The 19,774-nt window shown below is 63.3% G+C and carries 20 protein-coding genes; 8 read left to right on the top strand and 12 right to left on the bottom strand.

Annotation, left to right across the window (positions count from 1 at the left end; translation table 11 throughout):
- Window positions 1-35 precede the first annotated feature (35 nt).
- The 6 genes from C8N43_RS02880 (at window position 36) to lexA (ending at window position 4,876) form a co-directional block, all read left to right on the top strand.
- The gene (locus tag C8N43_RS02880) at window positions 36-629 is read left to right on the top strand and encodes an anthranilate synthase component II (protein ID WP_107846212.1); all 594 of its coding nucleotides are present in this window, start codon (window positions 36-38) and stop codon (window positions 627-629) included.
- Window positions 626-1,645 (top strand): anthranilate phosphoribosyltransferase, encoded by a 1,020-nt coding sequence (trpD, locus tag C8N43_RS02875; RefSeq protein ID WP_107844167.1) that lies wholly within the window; start codon window positions 626-628, stop codon window positions 1,643-1,645. The genes C8N43_RS02880 and trpD overlap by 4 nt, the downstream gene beginning before the upstream one ends.
- Window positions 1,642-2,457, top strand: a complete 816-nt coding sequence (trpC, locus tag C8N43_RS02870) for an indole-3-glycerol phosphate synthase TrpC (protein ID WP_107844166.1) — start codon at window positions 1,642-1,644, stop codon at window positions 2,455-2,457. Before trpD ends, trpC begins: the two co-directional genes overlap by 4 nt.
- A complete protein-coding gene (gene moaC / locus C8N43_RS02865) occupies window positions 2,458-2,940 on the top strand; it encodes a cyclic pyranopterin monophosphate synthase MoaC (RefSeq protein ID WP_107844165.1) in 483 nt (160 codons plus the stop codon).
- The gene (locus C8N43_RS02860; protein WP_107844164.1) at window positions 2,937-4,109 is read left to right on the top strand and encodes a molybdopterin molybdotransferase MoeA; all 1,173 of its coding nucleotides are present in this window, start codon (window positions 2,937-2,939) and stop codon (window positions 4,107-4,109) included. Before moaC ends, C8N43_RS02860 begins: the two co-directional genes overlap by 4 nt.
- Before the next feature lie 80 nt (window positions 4,110-4,189).
- Window positions 4,190-4,876, top strand: a complete 687-nt coding sequence (gene lexA / locus C8N43_RS02855) for a transcriptional repressor LexA (RefSeq protein ID WP_107844163.1) — start codon at window positions 4,190-4,192, stop codon at window positions 4,874-4,876.
- Here lexA and C8N43_RS02850 read toward each other — a convergent pair.
- Window positions 4,873-7,026 (bottom strand): ComEC/Rec2 family competence protein, encoded by a 2,154-nt coding sequence (locus tag C8N43_RS02850; protein WP_107844162.1) that lies wholly within the window; start codon window positions 7,024-7,026, stop codon window positions 4,873-4,875. The genes lexA and C8N43_RS02850 overlap by 4 nt on opposite strands.
- Window positions 7,027-7,138: 112 nt before the next feature.
- Between C8N43_RS02850 and gltX the strand changes: the two genes are divergently transcribed.
- A complete protein-coding gene (gene gltX / locus C8N43_RS02845; protein ID WP_107844161.1) occupies window positions 7,139-8,542 on the top strand; it encodes a glutamate--tRNA ligase in 1,404 nt (467 codons plus the stop codon).
- 115 nt (window positions 8,543-8,657) lie between these two features.
- A complete protein-coding gene (gene gltA, locus C8N43_RS02840; RefSeq protein WP_107844160.1) occupies window positions 8,658-9,947 on the top strand; it encodes a citrate synthase in 1,290 nt (429 codons plus the stop codon).
- A gap of 51 nt (window positions 9,948-9,998) precedes the next feature.
- Here gltA and C8N43_RS02835 read toward each other — a convergent pair whose 3' ends face one another.
- From C8N43_RS02835 to C8N43_RS02785, 11 genes are all read right to left on the bottom strand, one after another.
- Window positions 9,999-11,102, bottom strand: coding sequence for an alkene reductase (locus tag C8N43_RS02835; protein WP_107844159.1), 1,104 nt, complete (start codon window positions 11,100-11,102; stop codon window positions 9,999-10,001).
- 74 nt (window positions 11,103-11,176) lie between these two features.
- Window positions 11,177-11,953 carry an enoyl-CoA hydratase-related protein gene (locus C8N43_RS02830; protein ID WP_107844158.1) on the bottom strand — a complete coding sequence of 259 codons (777 nt, stop codon included), beginning with the start codon at window positions 11,951-11,953 and terminating at the stop codon, window positions 11,177-11,179.
- 79 nt (window positions 11,954-12,032) lie between these two features.
- Complete coding sequence (locus C8N43_RS02825; RefSeq protein WP_107844157.1) at window positions 12,033-12,503, bottom strand: holin family protein; 471 nt, start codon at window positions 12,501-12,503, stop codon at window positions 12,033-12,035.
- Entirely contained in the window at window positions 12,494-13,105 is a 612-nt protein-coding gene (locus tag C8N43_RS02820) for a holin-associated N-acetylmuramidase (protein WP_107844156.1), read from the bottom strand. Before C8N43_RS02820 ends, C8N43_RS02825 begins: the two co-directional genes overlap by 10 nt.
- A 48-nt stretch (window positions 13,106-13,153) precedes the next feature.
- On the bottom strand, window positions 13,154-13,606 hold the full coding sequence (ccmE, locus tag C8N43_RS02815) for a cytochrome c maturation protein CcmE (protein WP_107844155.1): 453 nt from the start codon (window positions 13,604-13,606) through the stop codon (window positions 13,154-13,156).
- Window positions 13,607-13,615: 9 nt separating this feature from the next.
- Window positions 13,616-14,644, bottom strand: a complete 1,029-nt coding sequence (argC, locus tag C8N43_RS02810) for an N-acetyl-gamma-glutamyl-phosphate reductase (protein WP_107844154.1) — start codon at window positions 14,642-14,644, stop codon at window positions 13,616-13,618.
- Window positions 14,645-14,699: 55 nt separating this feature from the next.
- Window positions 14,700-15,512 (bottom strand): glutamate racemase, encoded by an 813-nt coding sequence (locus tag C8N43_RS02805; RefSeq protein ID WP_107844153.1) that lies wholly within the window; start codon window positions 15,510-15,512, stop codon window positions 14,700-14,702.
- The gene (locus tag C8N43_RS02800; RefSeq protein WP_107844152.1) at window positions 15,513-16,397 is read right to left on the bottom strand and encodes a lysophospholipid acyltransferase family protein; all 885 of its coding nucleotides are present in this window, start codon (window positions 16,395-16,397) and stop codon (window positions 15,513-15,515) included.
- 30 nt (window positions 16,398-16,427) lie between these two features.
- Entirely contained in the window at window positions 16,428-17,369 is a 942-nt protein-coding gene (gene speB, locus C8N43_RS02795; RefSeq protein ID WP_107844151.1) for an agmatinase, read from the bottom strand.
- Window positions 17,369-18,337, bottom strand: coding sequence for an agmatinase (gene speB / locus C8N43_RS02790; RefSeq protein WP_107844150.1), 969 nt, complete (start codon window positions 18,335-18,337; stop codon window positions 17,369-17,371). Before speB (C8N43_RS02790) ends, speB (C8N43_RS02795) begins: the two co-directional genes overlap by 1 nt.
- Window positions 18,338-19,720: an aminotransferase gene (locus tag C8N43_RS02785; RefSeq protein WP_107844149.1), complete on the bottom strand. Its 1,383-nt coding sequence runs from the start codon at window positions 19,718-19,720 to the stop codon at window positions 18,338-18,340.
- Window positions 19,721-19,774 lie beyond the last annotated feature (54 nt).

Genomic DNA, 19,774 nt, shown 5'->3' with positions numbered 1-19,774 from the left:
CTCTGGAAAGCCCTTTCGGGACAAAGGGTAAGATGATGCTGCTGCTGATCGATAATTACGACAGTTTCACCTATAATCTGGTGCATTTCTTCGGCGAGCTCGGGGCCGACGTGAAGGTCGTTCGCAACGACGCCATCGACGTGCAGCAGGCCATGGCGCTGCACCCACGCGGCATCGTGCTGAGCCCCGGGCCGAAAACGCCGCTCGACGCGGGCATCTGTCTGGCCCTGACGCAAGCCGCCGCCGAGACCCGCACGCCGCTCTTTGGCGTCTGCCTGGGTCACCAGACCATTGGCGAGGCTTTCGGCGGCAAGGTCGTGCGTCACAGCGAGATCGTGCATGGCAAGGCCGGGCATTACATCCACGAAGGCAAGAGCGTTTTCAAGGACTTGCCCTCCCCTTTTCAAGCGACCCGCTACCATTCCCTGGTGGTCGATCGCGAAAGCCTGCCCGACCCGCTGGAGATAACCGCGACGCTGGAGGACGGCACGATCATGGGGCTGCAGCACCGTGAGCTGCCGATCCACGGCGTGCAATTCCACCCCGAAAGCATCGCGTCGGAGCATGGGCACCAGATGCTGCGCAATTTCCTCGACATGCTGCCCCGGGACAAAGAGGCCGCCGCATGAGCGATGCCCTGAAGCCGCTCATTGGCATCGCCGCCGACCGCCCGCTGACCCGCACCGAGGCTGAGCAAGCCTTTGCCGTCCTGTTCGAGGGCGAGGCGACGCCCAGCCAGATCGGCGGTTTGCTGATGGCCCTGCGCACACGGGGCGAGACCGTAGATGAATACGCCGCCGCGGCGGCTGTGATGCGCGCCAAGTGCAACGCGGTCAAAGCGCCCGAGGGCGCGATGGACATTGTCGGCACCGGCGGCGACGGCAAGGGAACGTTGAACATCTCCACCGCGACAGCCTTTGTCGTGGCCGGTGCGGGCGTGGTGGTGGCCAAGCACGGCAACCGCAACCTGTCCTCGAAATCCGGCGCGGCGGACGCGCTGACGCAGATGGGGCTCAACGTCATGGTCGGGGCCGATGTGGTGGCCCGCGCGATCTCTGAGATCGGGATCGGCTTCATGATGGCGCCGATGCACCATCCGGCGATTGCCCATGTCATGCCCACGCGGGCAGAATTGGGCACACGCACAATCTTCAATATTCTCGGGCCCTTGACCAATCCCGCGGGCGTCAAACGCCAGCTGACCGGGGCCTTCTCGCCAGACCTGATCCGGCCCATGGCGGAGACGCTGATGACGCTCGGATCCGAGAAGGCGTGGCTCGTGCATGGCGGCGACGGAACCGATGAGCTGGCGATCTCGGCGCCCTCCAAGGTCGCTGTGCTGGAGAACGGCACTGTGACCGAGGTCGAGATCGCCCCGGAAGATGCAGGGCTTTCGCCCCACCCGTTCGAGGAGATCATCGGCGGCACGCCCGAAGAGAACGCTGTGGCCTTCCGCGCGCTGCTCGACGGTGCGGCGTCGGCCTATCGCGATGCGGTCTTGTTGAACGCCGCCGCCGCGCTGGTCGTGGCCGACACCGCCGCCACCCTGCCGGAGGGCGTCGAGATGGCCCGCGACAGCATCGACAGCGGCCGCGCCAAGGCTAAGTTGCAGGCTCTCGCCGCATTCACCACGGAGGCCGCATGAGCACGCCCACCATCCTTGAGAAGATCAAGGCCTATAAGCTGGAAGAGGTCGCGGCGCGCAAGGCCGAGCGCCCCCTTGAGGACGTTCAGGACGCCGCCCAAACCGCGCCTGCGCCGCGCGGCTTCTACGCGGCGCTTTCTGATGCCGCGACAAGCGATTACGGCCTGATCGCGGAGATCAAGAAAGCCAGCCCCTCCAAGGGCTTGATCCGCGAAGATTTCGATGTCGCAGCCCTCGCGCGCGCCTACGCCGAAGGTGGCGCGACCTGCCTGAGTGTTCTGACCGACACGCCCTCTTTTCAGGGCGCCGACGAATACCTGATGCAGGCGCGCGATGCCTGCGATCTGCCTGTCCTGCGCAAGGACTTTCTCTACGACACCTACCAGGTGTTCGAAGCCCGCGCGCTTGGGGCGGACTGCATCCTGATCATCATGGCGTCGGTCGATGACGACACCGCCCACGCGCTCGAAGACTGCGCCGTGTCTCTGGGCATGGACGTGCTGGTCGAGGTCCATAACGAGGCGGAATTGACCCGGGCCCTGCGCCTCGACAGCCCGCTTCTGGGCATCAACAATCGCGACCTGAACACGTTCGACGTGACGCTCGACACGACCCGAAAGCTCGCGCGCCAGGTCCCCGCCGACAAGATGATCGTCGCCGAAAGCGGCCTGTTCGAGCCATCCGATCTCGCTGATCTTGCCCGCTATGGCGCGCGCTCTTTCCTGATTGGCGAAAGCCTGATGCGCCAGGATGATGTGGCTGCCGCCACACGCCATATCCTAAGTCAAAAACCAATGGTTGGAGGACTTTAGATGGCAAAGCTTACCCATTTTGACGAGGGCGGTCATGCCCATATGGTCGATGTGTCCGACAAAGACGTAACCTCCCGCATCGCCGTGGCCGAGGGCTGCGTGAAGATGCAGGCCGAGACGCTGGCGCTGATCACCGAAGGCCGCGCCAAGAAGGGTGACGTGCTCGGGGTTGCCCGTCTCGCGGGGATCATGGGGGCGAAGAAATGCGCGGACCTGATCCCGCTTTGCCACCCATTACCGATCACCAAGGTGTCGCTCGACCTGGAGCCTGATCCAAGCCTGCCGGGCATCCGTCTGACCGCCACGGTCAAGACGACCGGCCAGACCGGCGTCGAGATGGAAGCGCTCACGGCCGTCTCCACCGCCGCATTGACCATCTACGATATGGTCAAAGCCGCTGAGAAAACGATGGAAATCAGCGACATACGGCTTGTCCTGAAAGATGGCGGCAAGTCCGGCCTGTTCGAGGCCCCGCGCGGATGATCTCTGTCGCCGAGGCGCTGGAGGCCGTTCTCGCCCTCGGCGCACCTTTGGACATCGAAGAGGTCGACCTTGCCGAGGCGGACGGTCGCATTCTGGCGCAAGATGTGCAGGCCAACCGGGACCAGCCGCCCTTTGCGGCCTCCGCGATGGACGGCTACGCGGTGCCCTCGACTGACATCAAACCCGGCGACACGTTCAAGGTCATTGGCGAGGCCGCGGCGGGACATCGGTTTGACCGCTCTGTCTCGGCGGGCGAGGCCGTGCGGATTTTCACCGGTGCCCCACTGCCCGACGGCGCACACCGCGTTGTCATTCAAGAGGATACCACACGCGAGGGGGACGTGATCACCCTCACCGACCCGCTCGATAGCGGCCACCATATCCGCCCGGCAGGTGGCGATTTCAAACGCGGCGACAAGATGGAATCGCCGCGCCTGTTGAGCCCGGCGGATATCGCGCTTCTTGCTTCCATGAACATTGCGCGCGTGCCTGTGCGCCGCCGACCGGTTGTCGCGATCATCGCGACGGGCGACGAGTTGGTGAGCGTCGGGGAGACCCCGCGCGACGACCAGATCATCGCGTCCAATTCCCTTGGCCTTGCTGCCATGTTTCGCCGCGCGGGGGCAGAGACACGCGTGCTGCCCATCGCGAAGGATACGGTCAGCTCGCTGGAGATGGCATTAACCTTGTCCGAGGGCGCAGATCTGCTTGTCACCATCGGCGGCGCCTCTGTCGGCGACTACGACATCGTCGCGGAAGTGGCTTCGGGCGTGGGGCTAGAGCGCGAGTTTTACAAGGTTGCAATGCGCCCCGGTAAACCCCTGATGGCGGGACGCATCGGGGATCGCGCCATGGTGGGTCTGCCGGGAAATCCCGTGTCTTCAATGGTCTGTGGCGAAATCTTCATTTTGCCCTTGCTGTCGAAATTCTTGGGTATGCCCAGCGGTCCACGCGCGCGGATTGAGATGCCGCTGCAGGGCGCGCTATCCAAGAACGGTCCTCGAGAGCACTACATGCGCGGTGTGATCACAAACGGGGCCGTGTCCGTCGCAAGGCGTCAGGACAGCTCCTTGTTAACCGTGTTGGCGCAAGCAAACGCACTCGTGGTCCGCCCGCCCCACGCCCCCGCCTGCGATAGTGGGGATGTGGTCGAGGTCATCCCACTCTAGCGCAGTTGACACAAAACAAGAACACAGGTAGAACAAAATGGAATGCGACGCCCGTGTCGCCCACAGGGAGTTCTGAGCAAATGCTGACGAAGAAACAGCTGGACCTGCTGAAATTCATTCATGCGCGCGTGCAGCGCGACGGCGTACCGCCTTCGTTTGACGAGATGAAGGATGCGCTGGATCTACGGTCGAAATCCGGCATCCATCGCCTGATCACCGCGCTGGAAGAGCGCGGCTTTATTCAGCGCCTCGCCCACAAGGCCCGCGCGCTTGAAATCATCAAACTGCCCGATGCGATGGAAAACAGCGGCTTCCAGCCGCGCGTGATCGAAGGCGACAAGCCGGAACCGAACAAAAACGCGATGCCTTTGGATACGGTCGACGCGACGGAGCTGCCCGTGATGGGCCGTATTGCGGCAGGCACACCGATTGAGGCGATCAGCCAGGTGTCGCATCATGTTGCGGTGCCGGGCTCGATGCTGTCGGGGCAATCGCACCACTATGCGCTTGAAGTCAAAGGCGATTCGATGATCGAGGCCGGGATCAACGATGGCGACGTGGTCGTCATCCGTGAACAGGTGACCGCAGACAATGGCGACATCGTCGTCGCGCTCGTCGAGGGTCAGGAAGCCACGCTGAAACGCTTCCGCCGCCATGGCTCGTCCATCGCATTGGAGCCCGCGAACGCCGCTTACGAGACCCGGGTTCTGCCCGACAACATGGTCAAGGTCCAGGGGCGCTTGGTGGGTTTGATCCGCTCTTACTAATTTTCGACATTTGATAGTTTGAGGCCGCGCCCTGATGTGGGGCGCGGCCTTTTTTGTGTCTCGCGCCCGGGCGCGCCCCGCGCGCGAGGCACCCACATCCGCTGCCCCTGCAAGGCGCGGCTCGTCACCACGCGCACACCCCGGTCTTCGATGTGCAGCGCAATGGCGCCATCCTTGATCAAGTCCCCTGCGGTCCAGCCGAGACACCCGTCGGGCAAAGGCGTCTCGACGCGCGGCAACAGCAGATACGCATCGGCCCGGCACAGGCGCGAGACATCAATTTTTTCGGGATTGCGCGCGTCCATGATCAGGCGAAGCGGGCCGACCTCGAGATCGACCTGATTGGGCGACAGATCTGCGCGGGCCGCGGCCTGCACTTGGTCCACCGGATCGCCGTCATTTTCGAGCCACACCCGAGCGGCAAAGCCATCCCCTTTTGGCTTATTCAACACGCGCACGCCGTCCTGCATCACACCCAACAGCCGCCCCGTCTCCGAGATCAGAACCGCAGGGCGCTCGGTCTGCGCCCAAAGCGCGAAGGACAAAAGCACCGGAACCACCCCCGCAACGCGACCAGCCCCCTGCCATAAACACAGCATCAAGCCGCCAAGTGTGACCAGCGGAAGGACCATCGGGCCCGGCGCAACCACGGCGCTCGTGCTGCCGCCCAGGCCCGCGACGAAATGCGCAACGCCCAGGATCCAGGCAAGGCCAAGCCGCATGACCTCAAGGCCGATCCATTCCAGCCCGACAGCGCTCAAGAGCCCCGCGACCAGCGCGCCTGGCATCACCACCAGCCCCATGACAGGCACGGACAGGACATTGGCAAGCAACCCATATTGCGCGATCTGATTGAAATGCGCCGCCGCGATCGGTGCGGTGGCCAGCCCGGCGATGAATGACGACAACACCAGCGACGCCGTCCCGCGCGCCCATCGCGGCAACCCGCTGAACAGGCCGAAATCGCGCACCGCTGCGAACACGGCGACAAGGGCCACCGTCGCGGCAAAGGACATCTGGAAGCCCGGACCGATCAGGGCCTCGGGCGTGAAGACCAGCACGATCAGCGCGGCGATGGCGACCGCGCGCAGCGACAAGGCTGGCCGGTCCAGACAAAGGGCCAGCAGCATCACGGACACCATGATGAAGGCCCGTTGCGTCGCGATACTGGCACCCGATACGCCGAGATACACAAAGGCCGCCGCAAAAGCCGCCACCGCCGCGAGCTTGCGCGCCTCGACCCGCAGGGCCACGGGCGGGATCAGGCTCAGACACAGGCGGACCAGCGCGAAAACCGCGCCGGTGATCAACCCCATGTGCAGCCCGGAGATGGCCAGCAGATGTGCGAGGTTTGACGCCCGCAGCACCTCCACCGCTTCCGCATCCAGATCCGCGCGATGGCCCGTCAGAATGGCCGCGGCGAACGGCCCCTCGGTGCCGCCCATGCGCGACTTGATGGCGTCCGCGATGTCGAGCCGTTTCGCATAAAGCCAGATCGGAAAGCTCCAAGGCGCATCGACCCACGATCCGCTGCGCAGCACCGGATTGCGGGTATAGCCCAGGGCGCCAAGTTGCTTGAACCAAAGGTGTCGCTGAAAATCGAACCCGCCCGGCTCCACCGGGCCAGAGGGCGGTCCAAGATGGCCCGTGGTCATCACCGTGTCGCCCGGCCGGATGTCCGAGATCACCTCCGGCCCATGGAGCGACACCCGCACGCGAAGCGGCCGACGCTCAAGCGGCACCCGGTCAAGGCGGACCTGATCAAGCGTCAGGCGCATCTTCTCTGACGCGGAGCGGTCGATCGCGACGACCCGTCCTTCGATCGGGCCGTAGTAGCGGTAGCTGAGAACGGGCGCGGCCACATGGGACGTGCGCAGGCTGGCGAGCGACGTGCCAAGCGCGATCAAGGTCAGCGCCCACAAAACGATGGAGGCCCAGGTGCCGCGATGCACGCCGAGGACCCGCAGGATGGTCCACGTAATCCCCAGTCCGAGAGCCATCGCGATCAGGGCTGCAAGCGGGGGCTCCACGGGCAGCGCGAAGTAAAGTCCGACGCCGGTGCCAAGGCAAACCGGGGTCCATGCGAACAGGTGGCCCTGTTGGCGGCCAAGCGCACCTGACACGCGTCCGAGCGCCGCTCGCAAGCTCATGCCGGTCCGCGCCGGGGCTGCTCTTGTCTCCATCTGTTCGATTGCCTAAACCTGCCCGACAGCTGCACGCGCGAGTGTGCGCGATCATGCTTTCCAAAAGGTTAAGACGCTCATGTCAGACACCCCTGTCGTCACCCGTTTCGCCCCGTCCCCCACCGGTTTTCTGCACATCGGCGGCGCGCGCACGGCGCTGTTCAACTGGCTCTACGCACGCGGGCGCGGCGGCAAGTTCCTGTTGCGGATCGAGGACACGGACCGCGCGCGCTCGACGCCCGAAGCCACGCAGGCGATCCTTGATGGGCTGACATGGCTGGGGCTGGATTGGGACGGCGATGCGGTCAGCCAGTTCGAAAGCGCCGAACGCCATGCAGCGGTGGCCCACGAGATGCTCGCCGCGGGCAAGGCTTACAAGTGCTTCTCCACCCAGGACGAGATCGAAGCGTTTCGCCAGACAGCGCGGGCCGAGGGCCGCTCGACCCTGTTCCGCTCGCCCTGGCGTGATGTGCCGGAGGCGGATCATCCCGATGCTCCCTTCGTGGTCCGCATCAAGGCCCCGACCGAGGGCAGGATCACGATCGAGGATACCGTGCAGGGTGAGGTGACGTGGAAGGCCGAGACGCTCGATGACATGGTCCTGCTGCGCTCCGACGGGACGCCGGTCTACATGCTGGCCGTCGTCGTCGACGACCACGACATGGGCGTGACCCATGTGATCCGGGGCGACGACCACCTCGCCAACGCAGCGCGCCAGTCGATGATTTACACAGCGATGGGCTGGGACCTGCCGGTCTACGCCCATATTCCTCTGATCCATGGGCCCGACGGAAAGAAGCTGTCGAAACGCCACGGCTCGCTTGGGGTCGAAGAGTACATCGCCATGGGCTACACGCCCGCGGGCATGCGCAATTATCTCGCGCGGCTGGGGTGGAGCCACGGGGACGACGAGGTGTTCACCACCGCGCAGGCGCTGGAGTGGTTCGACATGGACGGGATCGGCAAGGCCCCTGCCCGGCTCGATTTTAAGAAAATGGAAAACATTAACCGCCATCACATCGGCATGAGTGATTCCGACACGATGCTGCGTGACATGCAAAGCTATCTGCGCGCCAAGGGCGAGCCGCCGCTGCCGGATGACAAGGCCGCCGCCTTCCGCGATGCCTTCGGTGCGCTGGATGTGGCGGACAAGACGCTGGGCGATCTTCTGGGCAAGTTCGCCTTCGTGCTCGATGAGCCGCCTTTCACACGCGATGAAAAGGCCGAAAAGGCGCTCGATCCGGTATCCCGTGGTATACTGAAAGAATTGACGCCGCAGCTGCAAACTGTTAGCTGGGAACGCGAACCGCTGGAGCAGGCCGTGATGGGCTTCGCCGAGGCGCAGGATCTCAAATTTGGGAAGTTGGCCGCACCCTTGCGGGTCGCCCTGTCCGGGCGGGTCACATCCCCCAGCGTCTTCGACATGATGATGATCATCGGGCGCGACGAGACCCTGGCGCGGCTGCAGGCCGTGATCGACTGACCGCCCGCGCACACGCGCCGGACACGCGGAAAGAACAACACCCGATGGCTCTCTAAGCCATTGAAATATAAGGCACTGCCACCGCGCACGGCCTCGAGACAGGAAAGGTGACAGAATGTCTGACAAGACCGCTAAGCTGACCATCGGCGACAAGGAAATCGAGCTGCCGATCTATTCGCCCACCGCGGGCCCCGACGTGCTCGACATCACCAAGCTCTACGCCCAGGGCGGCGTGTTCACCTACGATCCGGGCTTCACCTCGACCGCCGCCTGCGACAGCACCATCACCTTTATTGATGGCGGCAAGGGCGAATTGCTGCACCGCGGCTATCCGATCGATCAACTGGCCGAAAAATCGCATTATCTCGAGGTGTGCTACCTGCTGCTTTATGGCGAGCTGCCCTCGGCCGCCGAGCTGGAAGATTTCGAGAACCGCGTCACCATGCACACGATGCTGCATGAGCAGATGATGAACTTCTTCCGTGGCTTCCGCCGCGACGCGCACCCGATGGCCGTCATGGTCGGCGTGGTCGGCGCGATGTCGGCCTTCTACCACGACTCGACGGATATTTCGGACCCGTGGCAGCGCGAAGTGGCCTCGATCCGCCTGATCGCCAAGATGCCGACGATTGCCGCGATGGCGTACAAATACACCATCGGCCAGCCCTTCGTGTATCCGCGCAACGACCTTGACTATGCGTCGAACTTCCTGCGCATGTGCTTTGCCGTCCCCGCCGAGGATTATCAGGTCAATCCGATCCTGAGCCGCGCCATGGACCGCATCTTCACGCTGCATGCCGACCACGAGCAGAACGCGTCCACGTCAACTGTGCGTCTGGCCTCGTCGTCTGGCGCCAACCCGTTCGCCTGTATCGCCGCGGGCATCGCCTGCCTGTGGGGTCCGGCCCATGGTGGCGCAAATCAGGCGTGCCTTGAGATGCTCGAAGAGATCGGCACCGTCGACCGCATCCCCGAATTCATCGCGCGCGCCAAGGACAAGGACGATCCGTTCCGCCTGATGGGCTTCGGCCACCGCGTCTACAAGAATTTCGATCCGCGCGCGAAGGTGATGAAGCAATCCGCCGACGAAGTGCTGGAGCTGCTGGGCGTGGGCGACAACCCCAAGTTGCAGGTTGCCATTGAGCTGGAAAAGCAGGCGCTCGCCGATCCCTATTTCGCCGAGAAGAAGCTGTTCCCGAACGTCGATTTCTACTCCGGCATCATTCTGGAGGCGATGGGCTTCCCCACCTCGATGTTCACCCCGATCTTCGCGCTCGCGCGCACCGTTGGCTGGATTTCGCAGTGGAAAGAACAGATCTCCGATCCCAAGCTCAAGATCGGGCGCCCGCGCCAGCTCTACCAGGGCGAGACGCTGCGCGACTACGTCAATATCGAGAACCGTTAAGCACAAAAAAGCGGGGCTTCGCTGGAAGCCCCGCTACTCGGATAATTTGGCCTACGCCGCAGCCTTGGATTTATCGAGGAACGGATAGTCCGTATACCCGGTCTCATCACCGCCGTAGAACGTATCCTGATCCGGCTCGTTCAACTCCGCACCCAACTGGAACCGCTCCGGCAAATCCGGGTTCGCGATGAAGGCGCGCCCGAACGCCACGGCCTGCGCATCGCCCCTCTCGATAAAGTCCGCGGCCGAGGTCGCGTCGAAGCCGCCATTGGTCATGAAGAACCCGTCATAGTGACCCCGCAAGCGCGCGAGCATCTCAATCTCTTCCTCGGAGCGCTCGTTGCCCGGGAAGTTCTCCATCGCATGCAGATAGGCCAACTTGCGCGCGCTCAGCATCTTGTAGGCTGCCGTGAACAACGCCTCCGGATCGCTGTCGGACATGTCATGGGCCTGGCCCAGCGGCGACAGCCGCACGCCGATCCGGCCCGTCTCAAACACCTCTGACACCACGTCCAGAACCTCGCCCAGCAGCCGCAAGCGGTTCTCGATTGAGCCCCCATAGGCATCGTCGCGCTTGTTCACACCGTCCTGCAGGAACTGATCCAGAAGGTAGCCATTCGCGGAATGCACCTCGACGCCGTCGAACCCTGCGGCCTTCGCGCATTCGGCGGCGTGGCGGTAATCCTTCAGCAGCGCCTTGATGTCATCCAGCGACATCGCCTCCGGCTCCGACGTGTCTTCAAAGCCGTTTTCGGTGAAGGTCTGCGCGTCGGCGGCGATGGCGGAAGGGGCCTGCGGCTTGCGGCCTTCGGGCAGCAGCGAGACATGGCTGATCCGCCCCACATGCCACAACTGACAGAAGATCCGCCCACCGCCCGCATGCACCGCGTCAGTGATCTTCTTCCACGCGGCGACCTGCGCATCGCTGTAGATGCCGGGCGTGTTGATATAGCCCTTACCCAGCGGCGAGATTTGCGTCGCCTCGCTGATGATCAGGCCCGCGCCGCTGCGCTGCTGGTAATAGGTGATCGCCATGTCGGAATGCACGCCGTCACTTTGCGCGCGGTTGCGGGTCAGCGGCGCCATAAGCACCCGGTTCGGCAGCTCAAGCGCCCCCATTTTGACGGGCGAAAACAGAATATCAGTGTCGGGCATGTCGCGTCCTTTTTTCGTGGCTGAGAGTTACCGCTCAACTCACGTACAGGCGCGAGGTTCCGTGCTGAATCCGCCTAGCGCCCTTCGTAATTCGCCGCCCGTTTGTCGAGGAATGCCAGAACCCCCTCGCGGAAGTCATGGGTCTTGCCACACTCGCCCTGCAGCTTGGCCTCCAGCAGGAGCTGTTTCTCGAGGTCGTTCTCGAAACTGCCGCGGATGATCTTCTTGACGCGGGCATAGGCTTCGGTCGGCCCGTTGGCCAGAAACGCCGCGCGGTCCTTCCAGTGCTGGGCGAAGTCCTCATCCGGCACCGCTTCCCAGATCATGCCCATCTGGCTGGCCTCGGTCGCGGTAATGGGCTCTGCGAACAGCGATGCACCCATCGCCTTGGCCATGCCGATCTGGCGCGGCAGGAAGTATGACCCGCCCGCATCGGGGATCAGGCCGATCCGTGTGAAGGCCTGCAGGAACACCGCCGAATGCGTGGCGATCACAACATCCGCCGCAAGCGCAAGATTGGCCCCTGCCCCCGCCGCGGGCCCGTTGACCGCAGAGATCGTCGGGATCTTGCAGTTGTAAATCGCCATCAGCATCGGCACGTATTCATCGCGCAAGGTCCGCTCAAGATCGGTCGAGGCCACGGTCGCGCGGTCGCCCAGGTCCTGGCCCGAACAGAACGCGCGCCCCTTGCCGGTCATCACCAGCACGCGGGCGTCTTCTTCCGCCGCGCGGACGGCATGCAGGATCTCCGCCCGCATCTGCGTGTTCAGCGCATTCATCACATCAGGCCGCGTGAACTCGATCACGGCGACATTGTTGCTGATGTTGAGCCTCAGGGTCTCATATTGCATTGCCATCTCTCCAACCAGTTGGGCGGAGAATAGCGAACCGACCGGTTTGGAAAAGCGAAACGCGCCGTCACGTGTGATTTTATCCGCCGCGCTCCGATCTCCAGGCCTGCAGCGCCGCATTGGACGAGGGCTTTGCCCGCCGCACGCGCGTCCTGCGCGGTCGGTCGCGGCGGTAATGCAACTCCCGCGCGCCAAAGTAGAAGCTGACAATCGCGCCCAGCAGCCACCAAAGCGGCTCCGGTACCAGATCCAGCCCGGCCATCCGCGCCGAAAAGCCCAGCGGATCGCACATCGCATAGACAAAAAGCCCCAGCGTCCCAAGCGCCAGCAGCGGGCGGGGCAACCGGTTCATCCCGTTGACCGCGCGGTCGAACCAGCCATCTCGGATCGTCGCGATTTCCTTGGCATGCTGCGCGAGTGCCGCATCAAACGCCTGATGCTCCAGCTCCATCTGCCGTGTGGCATTGGGCCGAAAGGTCTCGGCCACATCGACCACAGCGCCCGCGACGCCCTGCGCGCCGCCTTTCACCAACTGAGAGATCACGCCCATGACGCCACCCGTGCGCGATGCTCGGAGATCGACAGATGGTAGCCCGGCGACAGGAATTCCTCCGCCCGCCGGATCCAGCCCCCCTTGCCCCCATCGCGCCTGCGCGCATATTTGCGCGAGGCAGGACGCTTGTCGGCCAGTCGGTAGTAATACTCCCGCCGCGCGATGCCATAGGCGTCGACCATGTGATCGGCCGCATCCGCAAACGCCGCGTAAGTCGCACGGATCGTGTGTGGCCCGATCACGCCATCCACCGCCACGTCCTGGCCCATATCGTTGAGCAGCCGTTGCAGCAGCTTCACTGCGTTGCGCCCGGAATTGACATACATGTCGAACACCAACGCCTGCAGCGGCTCTGGCAGCCGGTCGATGCGCGGGGCGTGGTAGTAGTGGTCGATGAAAATCTCGATTGCCTGGCTGCGGGTCAGCTGCTGCACGTCGCGCGCGTCGACATCGCCATCCCCGTCCAGATCCAGCCCAAGCCGGCGCATCGTGTGGATGGTGACCCCGTGGTTGGTCGGCCCGCCGGGATCATCGGGGTCGTTCACATAGCCGCCCTCGCGGCGGACGATATCGCGGGCAATTTCCTGAACAGTCTGCATGGGCTGGCCTCCGAAATGGACGCCCAGCATCAGACAGAATGGTTAATTCTAGCTATCAGCACCGTTCGGTGCCTGGTAGACACCTTGTTCCTTCAGCGCGTCGATGACCTCGACCGGCATGTAGGTCTCGTCATGTTTTGCCAATATTTCCGAGGCTTGGAAGACACCGTTGATGTACTTCCCGGTGCCGACCATGCCTTCCCCCTCCTTGAAGAGGTCCGGCAGGATGCCCGTGTAGGTCACCGCCACAACGGCGTTGCCATCGGTCACGTTGAAGGCGATTTGCTCGTCTTCGTTGACGATCAGACTGCCCTCCTCGACCAGCCCGCCGATGCGGAACGTCTCGTTCGGGCCGGGCGGCGTTTCGGTGACCTGCGTGGGCGAGCGAAAGAAATTGATGCCGTCGCGCAAGGCGTAGCCGATCAGGGCCGTGGACAAGGCCAAGGCCACCACCGCGACCGCGATGATCTGGATTCGGCGTTGTTTCTTCAGGCCCTTCATGGCGCTCCCTTACGGAAAAAGCGGGGCCAGCATCAGCCCCTCGGACTCTTCAAGATTAAGCATCAGATTGGCATTCTGCAACGCTTGGCCCGATGAGCCTTTCGTGAGGTTGTCGAGGGAGGCGAAGATGATCGCGCGCCCGGCGATGCGGTCCTGCGCGACCCCGATATGCACGAAGTTCGAGCCGCGGGTCTCGTGGGTCGACGGCGCCTGTCCCATCGGCAGTACGACGACGAACGGCTCGCCGGAATAAGCCTCTGCCAGGGTCGCGTGGATCTCGGATGCATCGCCCCGTACATAGACGGTCGCAAGGATGCCGCGGTTCATCGGCACCAGATGCGGGGTGAACTGCACATGCACATCTCGCCCGGCAATCTTCGAGAATTCCTGATCGAACTCCCCCAAGTGCCGGTGCGTGCCGCCGATGGCATAGGCGTTGCTGCCCTCCGACAGTTCCGCATGGAGCAGGTTTTCCTTCAACGACCGCCCCGCGCCGGAGACGCCCGCCTTCAGGTCGATGATGATCTGATCAAGATCAATCACGCCTGCCTCGATCAGCGGCCGCAGGGCGTATTGCCCGGTTGCGGCGTTGCAGCCGGTGCCCGCCACCAGCCGCGCGGTCCGGATGTCATCCCGGTAGAACTCGGTCAGGCCATAGACGGCCTCTTTCTGTAGCTCGACCGCCGAATGATCGTTTCCGTACCATGTCTTGTAGGCCGCCGGGTCGCGCAGCCGGAAGTCGGCGGACAGGTCAATGATCCGCAGATCGCGCGGCAGCTTCGAGATCACCTCTTGGCTCGTCTTATGCGGCAGCGCGCAGAAGCACAGGTCGATGCCTGCGAAATCAATCTCGTCGATCTTGACCAGCGTGGGCAGGTCGAGATGGCGCAGATGCGGGAAGACTTCGGCCATTTCCAGGCCAGCCTTGCGGTCTGCGGACAGGGCCGCGTTCTGCAGCGATGGATGGGTGGCGATCAGCCGGACAAGCTCCGCGCCGGTGTAGCCAGAGGCGCCCAGAATGGCGATTTGGTGGGTCATGACAGACTCCATGTCAATTTTGCGGGTGTTTAGAAGAAAGATACGCAGGCGGCAATCACGCGGCCTGGAATTCGATCTTTCGTCGCAAGAACTGCGTCGCGCGGTCGGTCACCTGCGCGGGCGAGCCGGTGGTGACGAACTTGGTCTCCTCACCCGAGCCCAGCATGTCTGGGTGCCGTTTCAGGTAATCCCCGAGGCTCGCAGAGACGAGATTGGCCTGCGAGAACACCTTCACATCAGGGCCCAACGCGGCCTGAAAGGCCTCCTGCATCAGCGGGTAATGCGTACAGCCCAGAATGGCGGCCTGCGGATGCGGCATCCGCCGTTTCAACGCATCAACATGGGAGCGCACCAGCGCCTCGGCCAGCATCTCGTCGCCGTCTTCCAGCGCGTCAACCAGACCGCCGCAAGGCTGCGCCTCGACATCGACACCGATGGCGCGAAAGGCCAGCTCCCGCTGGAACGCGCGGCTCGAGACCGTTGCGGGCGTGGCGAACAGCGCCACGTTCTTCACATCCACCTCGCGCGGCGGTGAGTTGTCGCCCCATTGCCGCTCGGTCAGCGCCTCGATCATCGGCACGAAGACCCCAAGCACCCGCTTGTCATCCGGCACCCAGCTTTCCTGCATCCGCCGCAGCGCCGCGGCAGAGGCCGTGTTGCACGCCAGGATCACCAGATCGCAGCCCATGTCGAACAGCTGTTGCGTGGCGGCGCAGGTCAGCTCGAAAATATCATCCGCGGTCCGCACCCCGTAGGGCGTGTTCGCACTATCCGCGAAGTAGCAGACCGGCAGATCGGGCATGTCACGCGCGATCTGGTCGTAGACTGTCAGCCCACCCAGCCCAGAATCGAAAATGCCAACCGCCATCTACCGCGCGTCCTTCTGCTTCCACTGCGCCTCGAACTCGTATCCATAGTCGAGCGACGCAAGGGGCTTGGGTGACAGCTGATAGGTCTTGGCGCGCAGGAAGTCCATCATCGCTTTGGGGTCCTTGGTGTGGACCGCGATCTCTTCGGGCGGGATCGGCTTGCCGATGACCACGCGCACAGGCTCATCCACCCGGCGTTTGAACTCGTTGATCAGCAGCGCCAGCCGCAAGGTCGGGTGGGCGTGGCTGGCCAGCTGGAACAGCCGCGAGTTGGACCCATCGAAGAAGATAGGCACCACGGCGGCCTTGGATTTCGACACCAGCTTGGCCGTAAAGGTCCGCCACGCCGGGTCCATCGCCCGGCTGAACGGCTTGCTGGAGGTCGACACGGTACCGCCCGGAAAAATGCCAATCGCGCCGCCCTCGGCCAGATAACTCAACGCTGCCTTACGGGTCGCAAGATTTTCGGCCATCGCCTGCTTGTCCTGATCAAAGCTGATCGGCAGCAGGATGCGGTTGATCTCTTCGGACTTGCGAAACACCGCATTGGCCAGAATCCGGAAGTCGCCGCGCGTGTGGCTTAGCATATGGCCCATCATCAGCCCATCGAGGATGCCGTACGGGTGGTTCGCAATCAGGATCAGGGGCCCATCACGCGGAATGTCCTCCAGCGATCCACCCAGAATTTCCAGCGACACGCCGTAGCGCTCGGTCATCACTTCCCAGAAATCTGCGCCTGCGGCGACCTCTTGCTCATAGCCTTCCGCACGCTTGATCATGCGAATGCGGCCCGTGGTGTTCTCCAGCACGCGGATAAGGGCCCGTCCCGCCTTTGTCTTGGCAGAATGAGCGTAACTAATTTCACGCGGGGCATGGGAGGGCATACGCGGCACCTCGATGAAATAACCTGTGACCTACCTGTAGGGCACGCCGGGCAGAATCGAAAGCATTTCGAACATGATATTTGCCGCCGTTAGGGCAGTGTTGCCGCTGGGATCATAGGGGGGCGAGACCTCGACCAGATCGCAGCCCACAATCGGAAGGCCGCGCAGCCCGCGGATCAGCTCCAGCGCTTGCGGCGTGGTCAGCCCGCCGATCTCTGGTGTGCCGGTGCCGGGCGCGATGGACGGGTCGAGACTGTCGATATCGTAGCTGATATAGACCGGCCCGCCCCCCATCTTCGCCATGATCTGCGCCGCGAGCGGCTTTGTGCTTTTGTGCCAAAGCTCCGGCGCGAGGGTCAGGTTGAAGCCCCAGTCGCGCGGCTCGTCGAAATCCTCCGCCGTGTAGCCCGTGCCGCGCAGCCCGATCTGCCAGACGTCGCTCGCACGCAGCAGCCCTTCCTCATAGGCGCGGCGGAACACCGTGCCATGGGTCTCGCGCTCGCCGAACATCTCGTCGTTCACATCGGCATGGGCATCGACGTGGATCAGCCCCACAGGCCCGTGTTTCTTGGCAATCGCGCGCAGGATCGGCAGGGTGATCGTGTGATCGCCCCCGATCGTCATCGGGATGACATCATGCTTTAAGAGCGCGTCGTAATGCTCTGTAATAATTCGAATACTCTCGCGCAGATTGAATGTATTGATCGCCACATCGCCCACATCCGCGCAGTGCAGACCGTCAAAGGGCGCCGCCCCGGTCTGCAATGCATAGGGCCGGATCATGGCGCTTTCATTGCGCACCTGCGCGGGCCCGAACCGCGTTCCCGAGCGCCAGCTAGACCCGTGATCCATCGGAATACCCAGAAGCGCCACGTCGAGCCCTTCGGCACTCTCCACCTTCGGCAGTCGCATGAAGGTCCCCTGACCCGCAAACCGCGCCAGATCATTGCCAGAGACAGGTTGGTTGGGCATCAGCCGCGCTCCTTCAGGTTATGGCAATAGAGGCACATCAGCTCCATCGCGACATGGGCGCCCGCGACGCCCGTCATGTTGCCCACGTCATAGGCGGGCGAGACCTCGACCACGTCGCCGCCCACCATGTTCAAGCCCTTGAGATCGCGCAAGATATGCAACGCCTGCGCAGAGCTGAGCCCGCCTGACACAGGCGTCCCCGTGCCGGGCGCAAATGCCGGATCGAGGCAGTCGATATCGAAGGTCAGATAAGTCTGATTGTCCCCGATGATGTCGCGGATTTTGGCAACGACGGCGGCGGTGCCGGTCTCATGCACCTCCCGCGCGTCGATCACGTTCACGCCCATGTAATCCTCGCAAACCGTGCGAATACCCACCTGGACCGAGCGTTCGGGCACAATCAGACCTTCCTTCACAGCCTTGTAGAACATCGTGCCGTGATCCACCCGGGCCATGTCATCATCGGGCCAGGTGTCGGAATGGGCATCAAATTGCAGCAGCGACAGGGGGCCGAATTTCTCGACATAGGCGCGCAGGATCGGGAAGCTGATATAGTGATCGCCACCCAACACCAGCGACCCGGCCCCTGCGGCCAGAATGGTCGAGATATGATTTGTTAATGCTTGAGGAAAGGCCGGTATATCTGCGTAATCAAACGCTAAATCTCCGTAATCCGCGACATTGAACTCCGTCAGCGGGTTGATATCCCACCCGTAGGGCGGATCACAGGGCTGCAGGGTCGACGCCTCCCGGATCGCGCGCGGTCCCATTCGCGTGCCGGGCCTGTGGGTCACGGCCTGATCGAACGGCACGCCGGTCACCGCCAGATCGACCCCTGTCAGATCCTTCGTATAGGTGCGCCGCATAAATGACAGCGCCCCGCCAAAGGCGTTCTCGAAGGACATGCCCTTGAAGCCGTCCCGCGTGATTGCGTTATCCACATCATTGGCCGCGTCTTTCAGTGCCATCTAGCCTACCTTAACCCCGTCGCGGACCAGCTGATCCGTGACCTCTACAATGCTGGCGCGCAGGGTCTCTGCGACGAAATCCACCTGCGCGCGTGTGATCACCAAGGGCGGCGACATGACGTTGAGGTGCCCCATGGGCCGCACCATCAGCCCGCGCGCCTCCGCCGCGTCCGAGATGCGCTTGCCAACGTCGAGCGCATCGTCGAGCAGCGCCTTCGTCGCCTTGTCCGCCACGTTTTCCACGCACATCATCAGCTTGCGCCCGCGAATATCGCCCACCAGCGGCAGGTCTTCGAGCTCTGTCAGGCGCTCTTCGAAATAGGCTCCCACGGATGCCGCATGGTCCAAAAGCCCTTCCCGTTCGATGATCTCGATATTCTTCAACGCCGCCGCGCAGGCCACCGGATGCCCCGCATAGGTGAAGCCCGAGGCATACCAGCGATCACCTTGCATCGCGTCCCAAATTCGGTCCGAAAAGATAAGTGCACCAATAGGTTGATAGCCAGAGCTCAAGCCCTTGGCGCAACAGATGATATCGGGCTGCACCCCGAACTCATCCCAGGACGCAAACCAATGGCCCAGCCGCCCGAAGCCTGTGACGACCTCATCGGCGATAAACAGGATGTCATGGCGCGCGCAAACCTCTGCCATCCGCCGCAGATACCCCTCCGGTGGCACGACCACCCCGCCAGAGGCTTGAATGGGCTCGGCAAAAAAACCGCCGACCTTCTCCGGCCCGATTTCGGCGATCTTCGCCTCGAACTCCGCGACCAGATCATCGCAGAACTCCGCCTCCGACCGCTCGCCGATGGCACGGTAGCAATCGGGCGCGCTGACACGGTGAATGCCCTCGCTCGCATAGGCGAACTCCGGCACCTTGTCGCCCGCGCGCTTCCCGATGGAGATCGTCGCATAAGTCGAGCCGTGATAGCTCGCATCGCGCGCGATCACATGGGTCTTGTTCGCCCGGCCGGCACAGCGCTGATAATAGGCCACCATCCGGTAGGCACTGTCGATGGCGGTCGAGCCGCCGGTCGTGAAATGCACATGGTTCAGATCACCCGGCGCAAGCTCGGCTAGCTTGGCCGACAACAGCGCCGCGGGCCCGTTCGTCATATCCACAAAAGTATTTGAAAAGGCCAGCTTTTCGGCCTGCGCCGCAATCGCATCGGCCATCTCGCGCCGCCCCAGACCGATATTGGTGCACCACAGCCCGCCCACGGCATCAAGATATTCACGCCCGGCACTGTCCCACAGCGAGCAGCCCGCGCCGCGCTCGATCACCAGCGGCCCGTCGCGCACGAAGCTCTCGAAATGTGTCCACGGGTGCAACGCATGGGCACGGTCGAGCGCCGCTATATCCAGATTGGTGTCGGCGCTCATGCTCCCTCCGAAACTCCGTCCGGGCCAACCTGCCCGCGCCATAGTGACTTTGCA

It is taken from the genome of Litoreibacter ponti (assembly GCF_003054285.1).
GTDB lineage: Bacteria > Pseudomonadota > Alphaproteobacteria > Rhodobacterales > Rhodobacteraceae > Litoreibacter > Litoreibacter ponti.
Note: the sequence above shows the minus strand (reverse complement) of the source record. Positions and strands in the feature narration are given on the sequence as shown.

Excerpts from the sequence above, each read along its gene's own strand:
- C8N43_RS02880 (WP_107846212.1), top strand. The coding sequence starts at position 36 with ATGCTGCTGCTGATCGATAATTACGACAGTTTCACCTATAATCTGGTG.
- trpD (WP_107844167.1), top strand. The coding sequence starts at position 626 with ATGAGCGATGCCCTGAAGCCGCTCATTGGCATCGCCGCCGACCGCCCG.
- trpC (WP_107844166.1), top strand. The coding sequence starts at position 1,642 with ATGAGCACGCCCACCATCCTTGAGAAGATCAAGGCCTATAAGCTGGAA.
- moaC (WP_107844165.1), top strand. The coding sequence starts at position 2,458 with ATGGCAAAGCTTACCCATTTTGACGAGGGCGGTCATGCCCATATGGTC.
- C8N43_RS02860 (WP_107844164.1), top strand. The coding sequence starts at position 2,937 with ATGATCTCTGTCGCCGAGGCGCTGGAGGCCGTTCTCGCCCTCGGCGCA.
- lexA (WP_107844163.1), top strand. The coding sequence starts at position 4,190 with ATGCTGACGAAGAAACAGCTGGACCTGCTGAAATTCATTCATGCGCGC.
- C8N43_RS02850 (WP_107844162.1), bottom strand. The coding sequence starts at position 7,026 with ATGAGCTTGCGAGCGGCGCTCGGACGCGTGTCAGGTGCGCTTGGCCGC.
- gltX (WP_107844161.1), top strand. The coding sequence starts at position 7,139 with ATGTCAGACACCCCTGTCGTCACCCGTTTCGCCCCGTCCCCCACCGGT.
- gltA (WP_107844160.1), top strand. The coding sequence starts at position 8,658 with ATGTCTGACAAGACCGCTAAGCTGACCATCGGCGACAAGGAAATCGAG.
- C8N43_RS02835 (WP_107844159.1), bottom strand. The coding sequence starts at position 11,102 with ATGCCCGACACTGATATTCTGTTTTCGCCCGTCAAAATGGGGGCGCTT.
- C8N43_RS02830 (WP_107844158.1), bottom strand. The coding sequence starts at position 11,953 with ATGCAATATGAGACCCTGAGGCTCAACATCAGCAACAATGTCGCCGTG.
- C8N43_RS02825 (WP_107844157.1), bottom strand. The coding sequence starts at position 12,503 with ATGGGCGTGATCTCTCAGTTGGTGAAAGGCGGCGCGCAGGGCGTCGCG.
- C8N43_RS02820 (WP_107844156.1), bottom strand. The coding sequence starts at position 13,105 with ATGCAGACTGTTCAGGAAATTGCCCGCGATATCGTCCGCCGCGAGGGC.
- ccmE (WP_107844155.1), bottom strand. The coding sequence starts at position 13,606 with ATGAAGGGCCTGAAGAAACAACGCCGAATCCAGATCATCGCGGTCGCG.
- argC (WP_107844154.1), bottom strand. The coding sequence starts at position 14,644 with ATGACCCACCAAATCGCCATTCTGGGCGCCTCTGGCTACACCGGCGCG.
- C8N43_RS02805 (WP_107844153.1), bottom strand. The coding sequence starts at position 15,512 with ATGGCGGTTGGCATTTTCGATTCTGGGCTGGGTGGGCTGACAGTCTAC.
- C8N43_RS02800 (WP_107844152.1), bottom strand. The coding sequence starts at position 16,397 with ATGCCCTCCCATGCCCCGCGTGAAATTAGTTACGCTCATTCTGCCAAG.
- speB (WP_107844151.1), bottom strand. The coding sequence starts at position 17,369 with ATGCCCAACCAACCTGTCTCTGGCAATGATCTGGCGCGGTTTGCGGGT.
- speB (WP_107844150.1), bottom strand. The coding sequence starts at position 18,337 with ATGGCACTGAAAGACGCGGCCAATGATGTGGATAACGCAATCACGCGG.
- C8N43_RS02785 (WP_107844149.1), bottom strand. The coding sequence starts at position 19,720 with ATGAGCGCCGACACCAATCTGGATATAGCGGCGCTCGACCGTGCCCAT.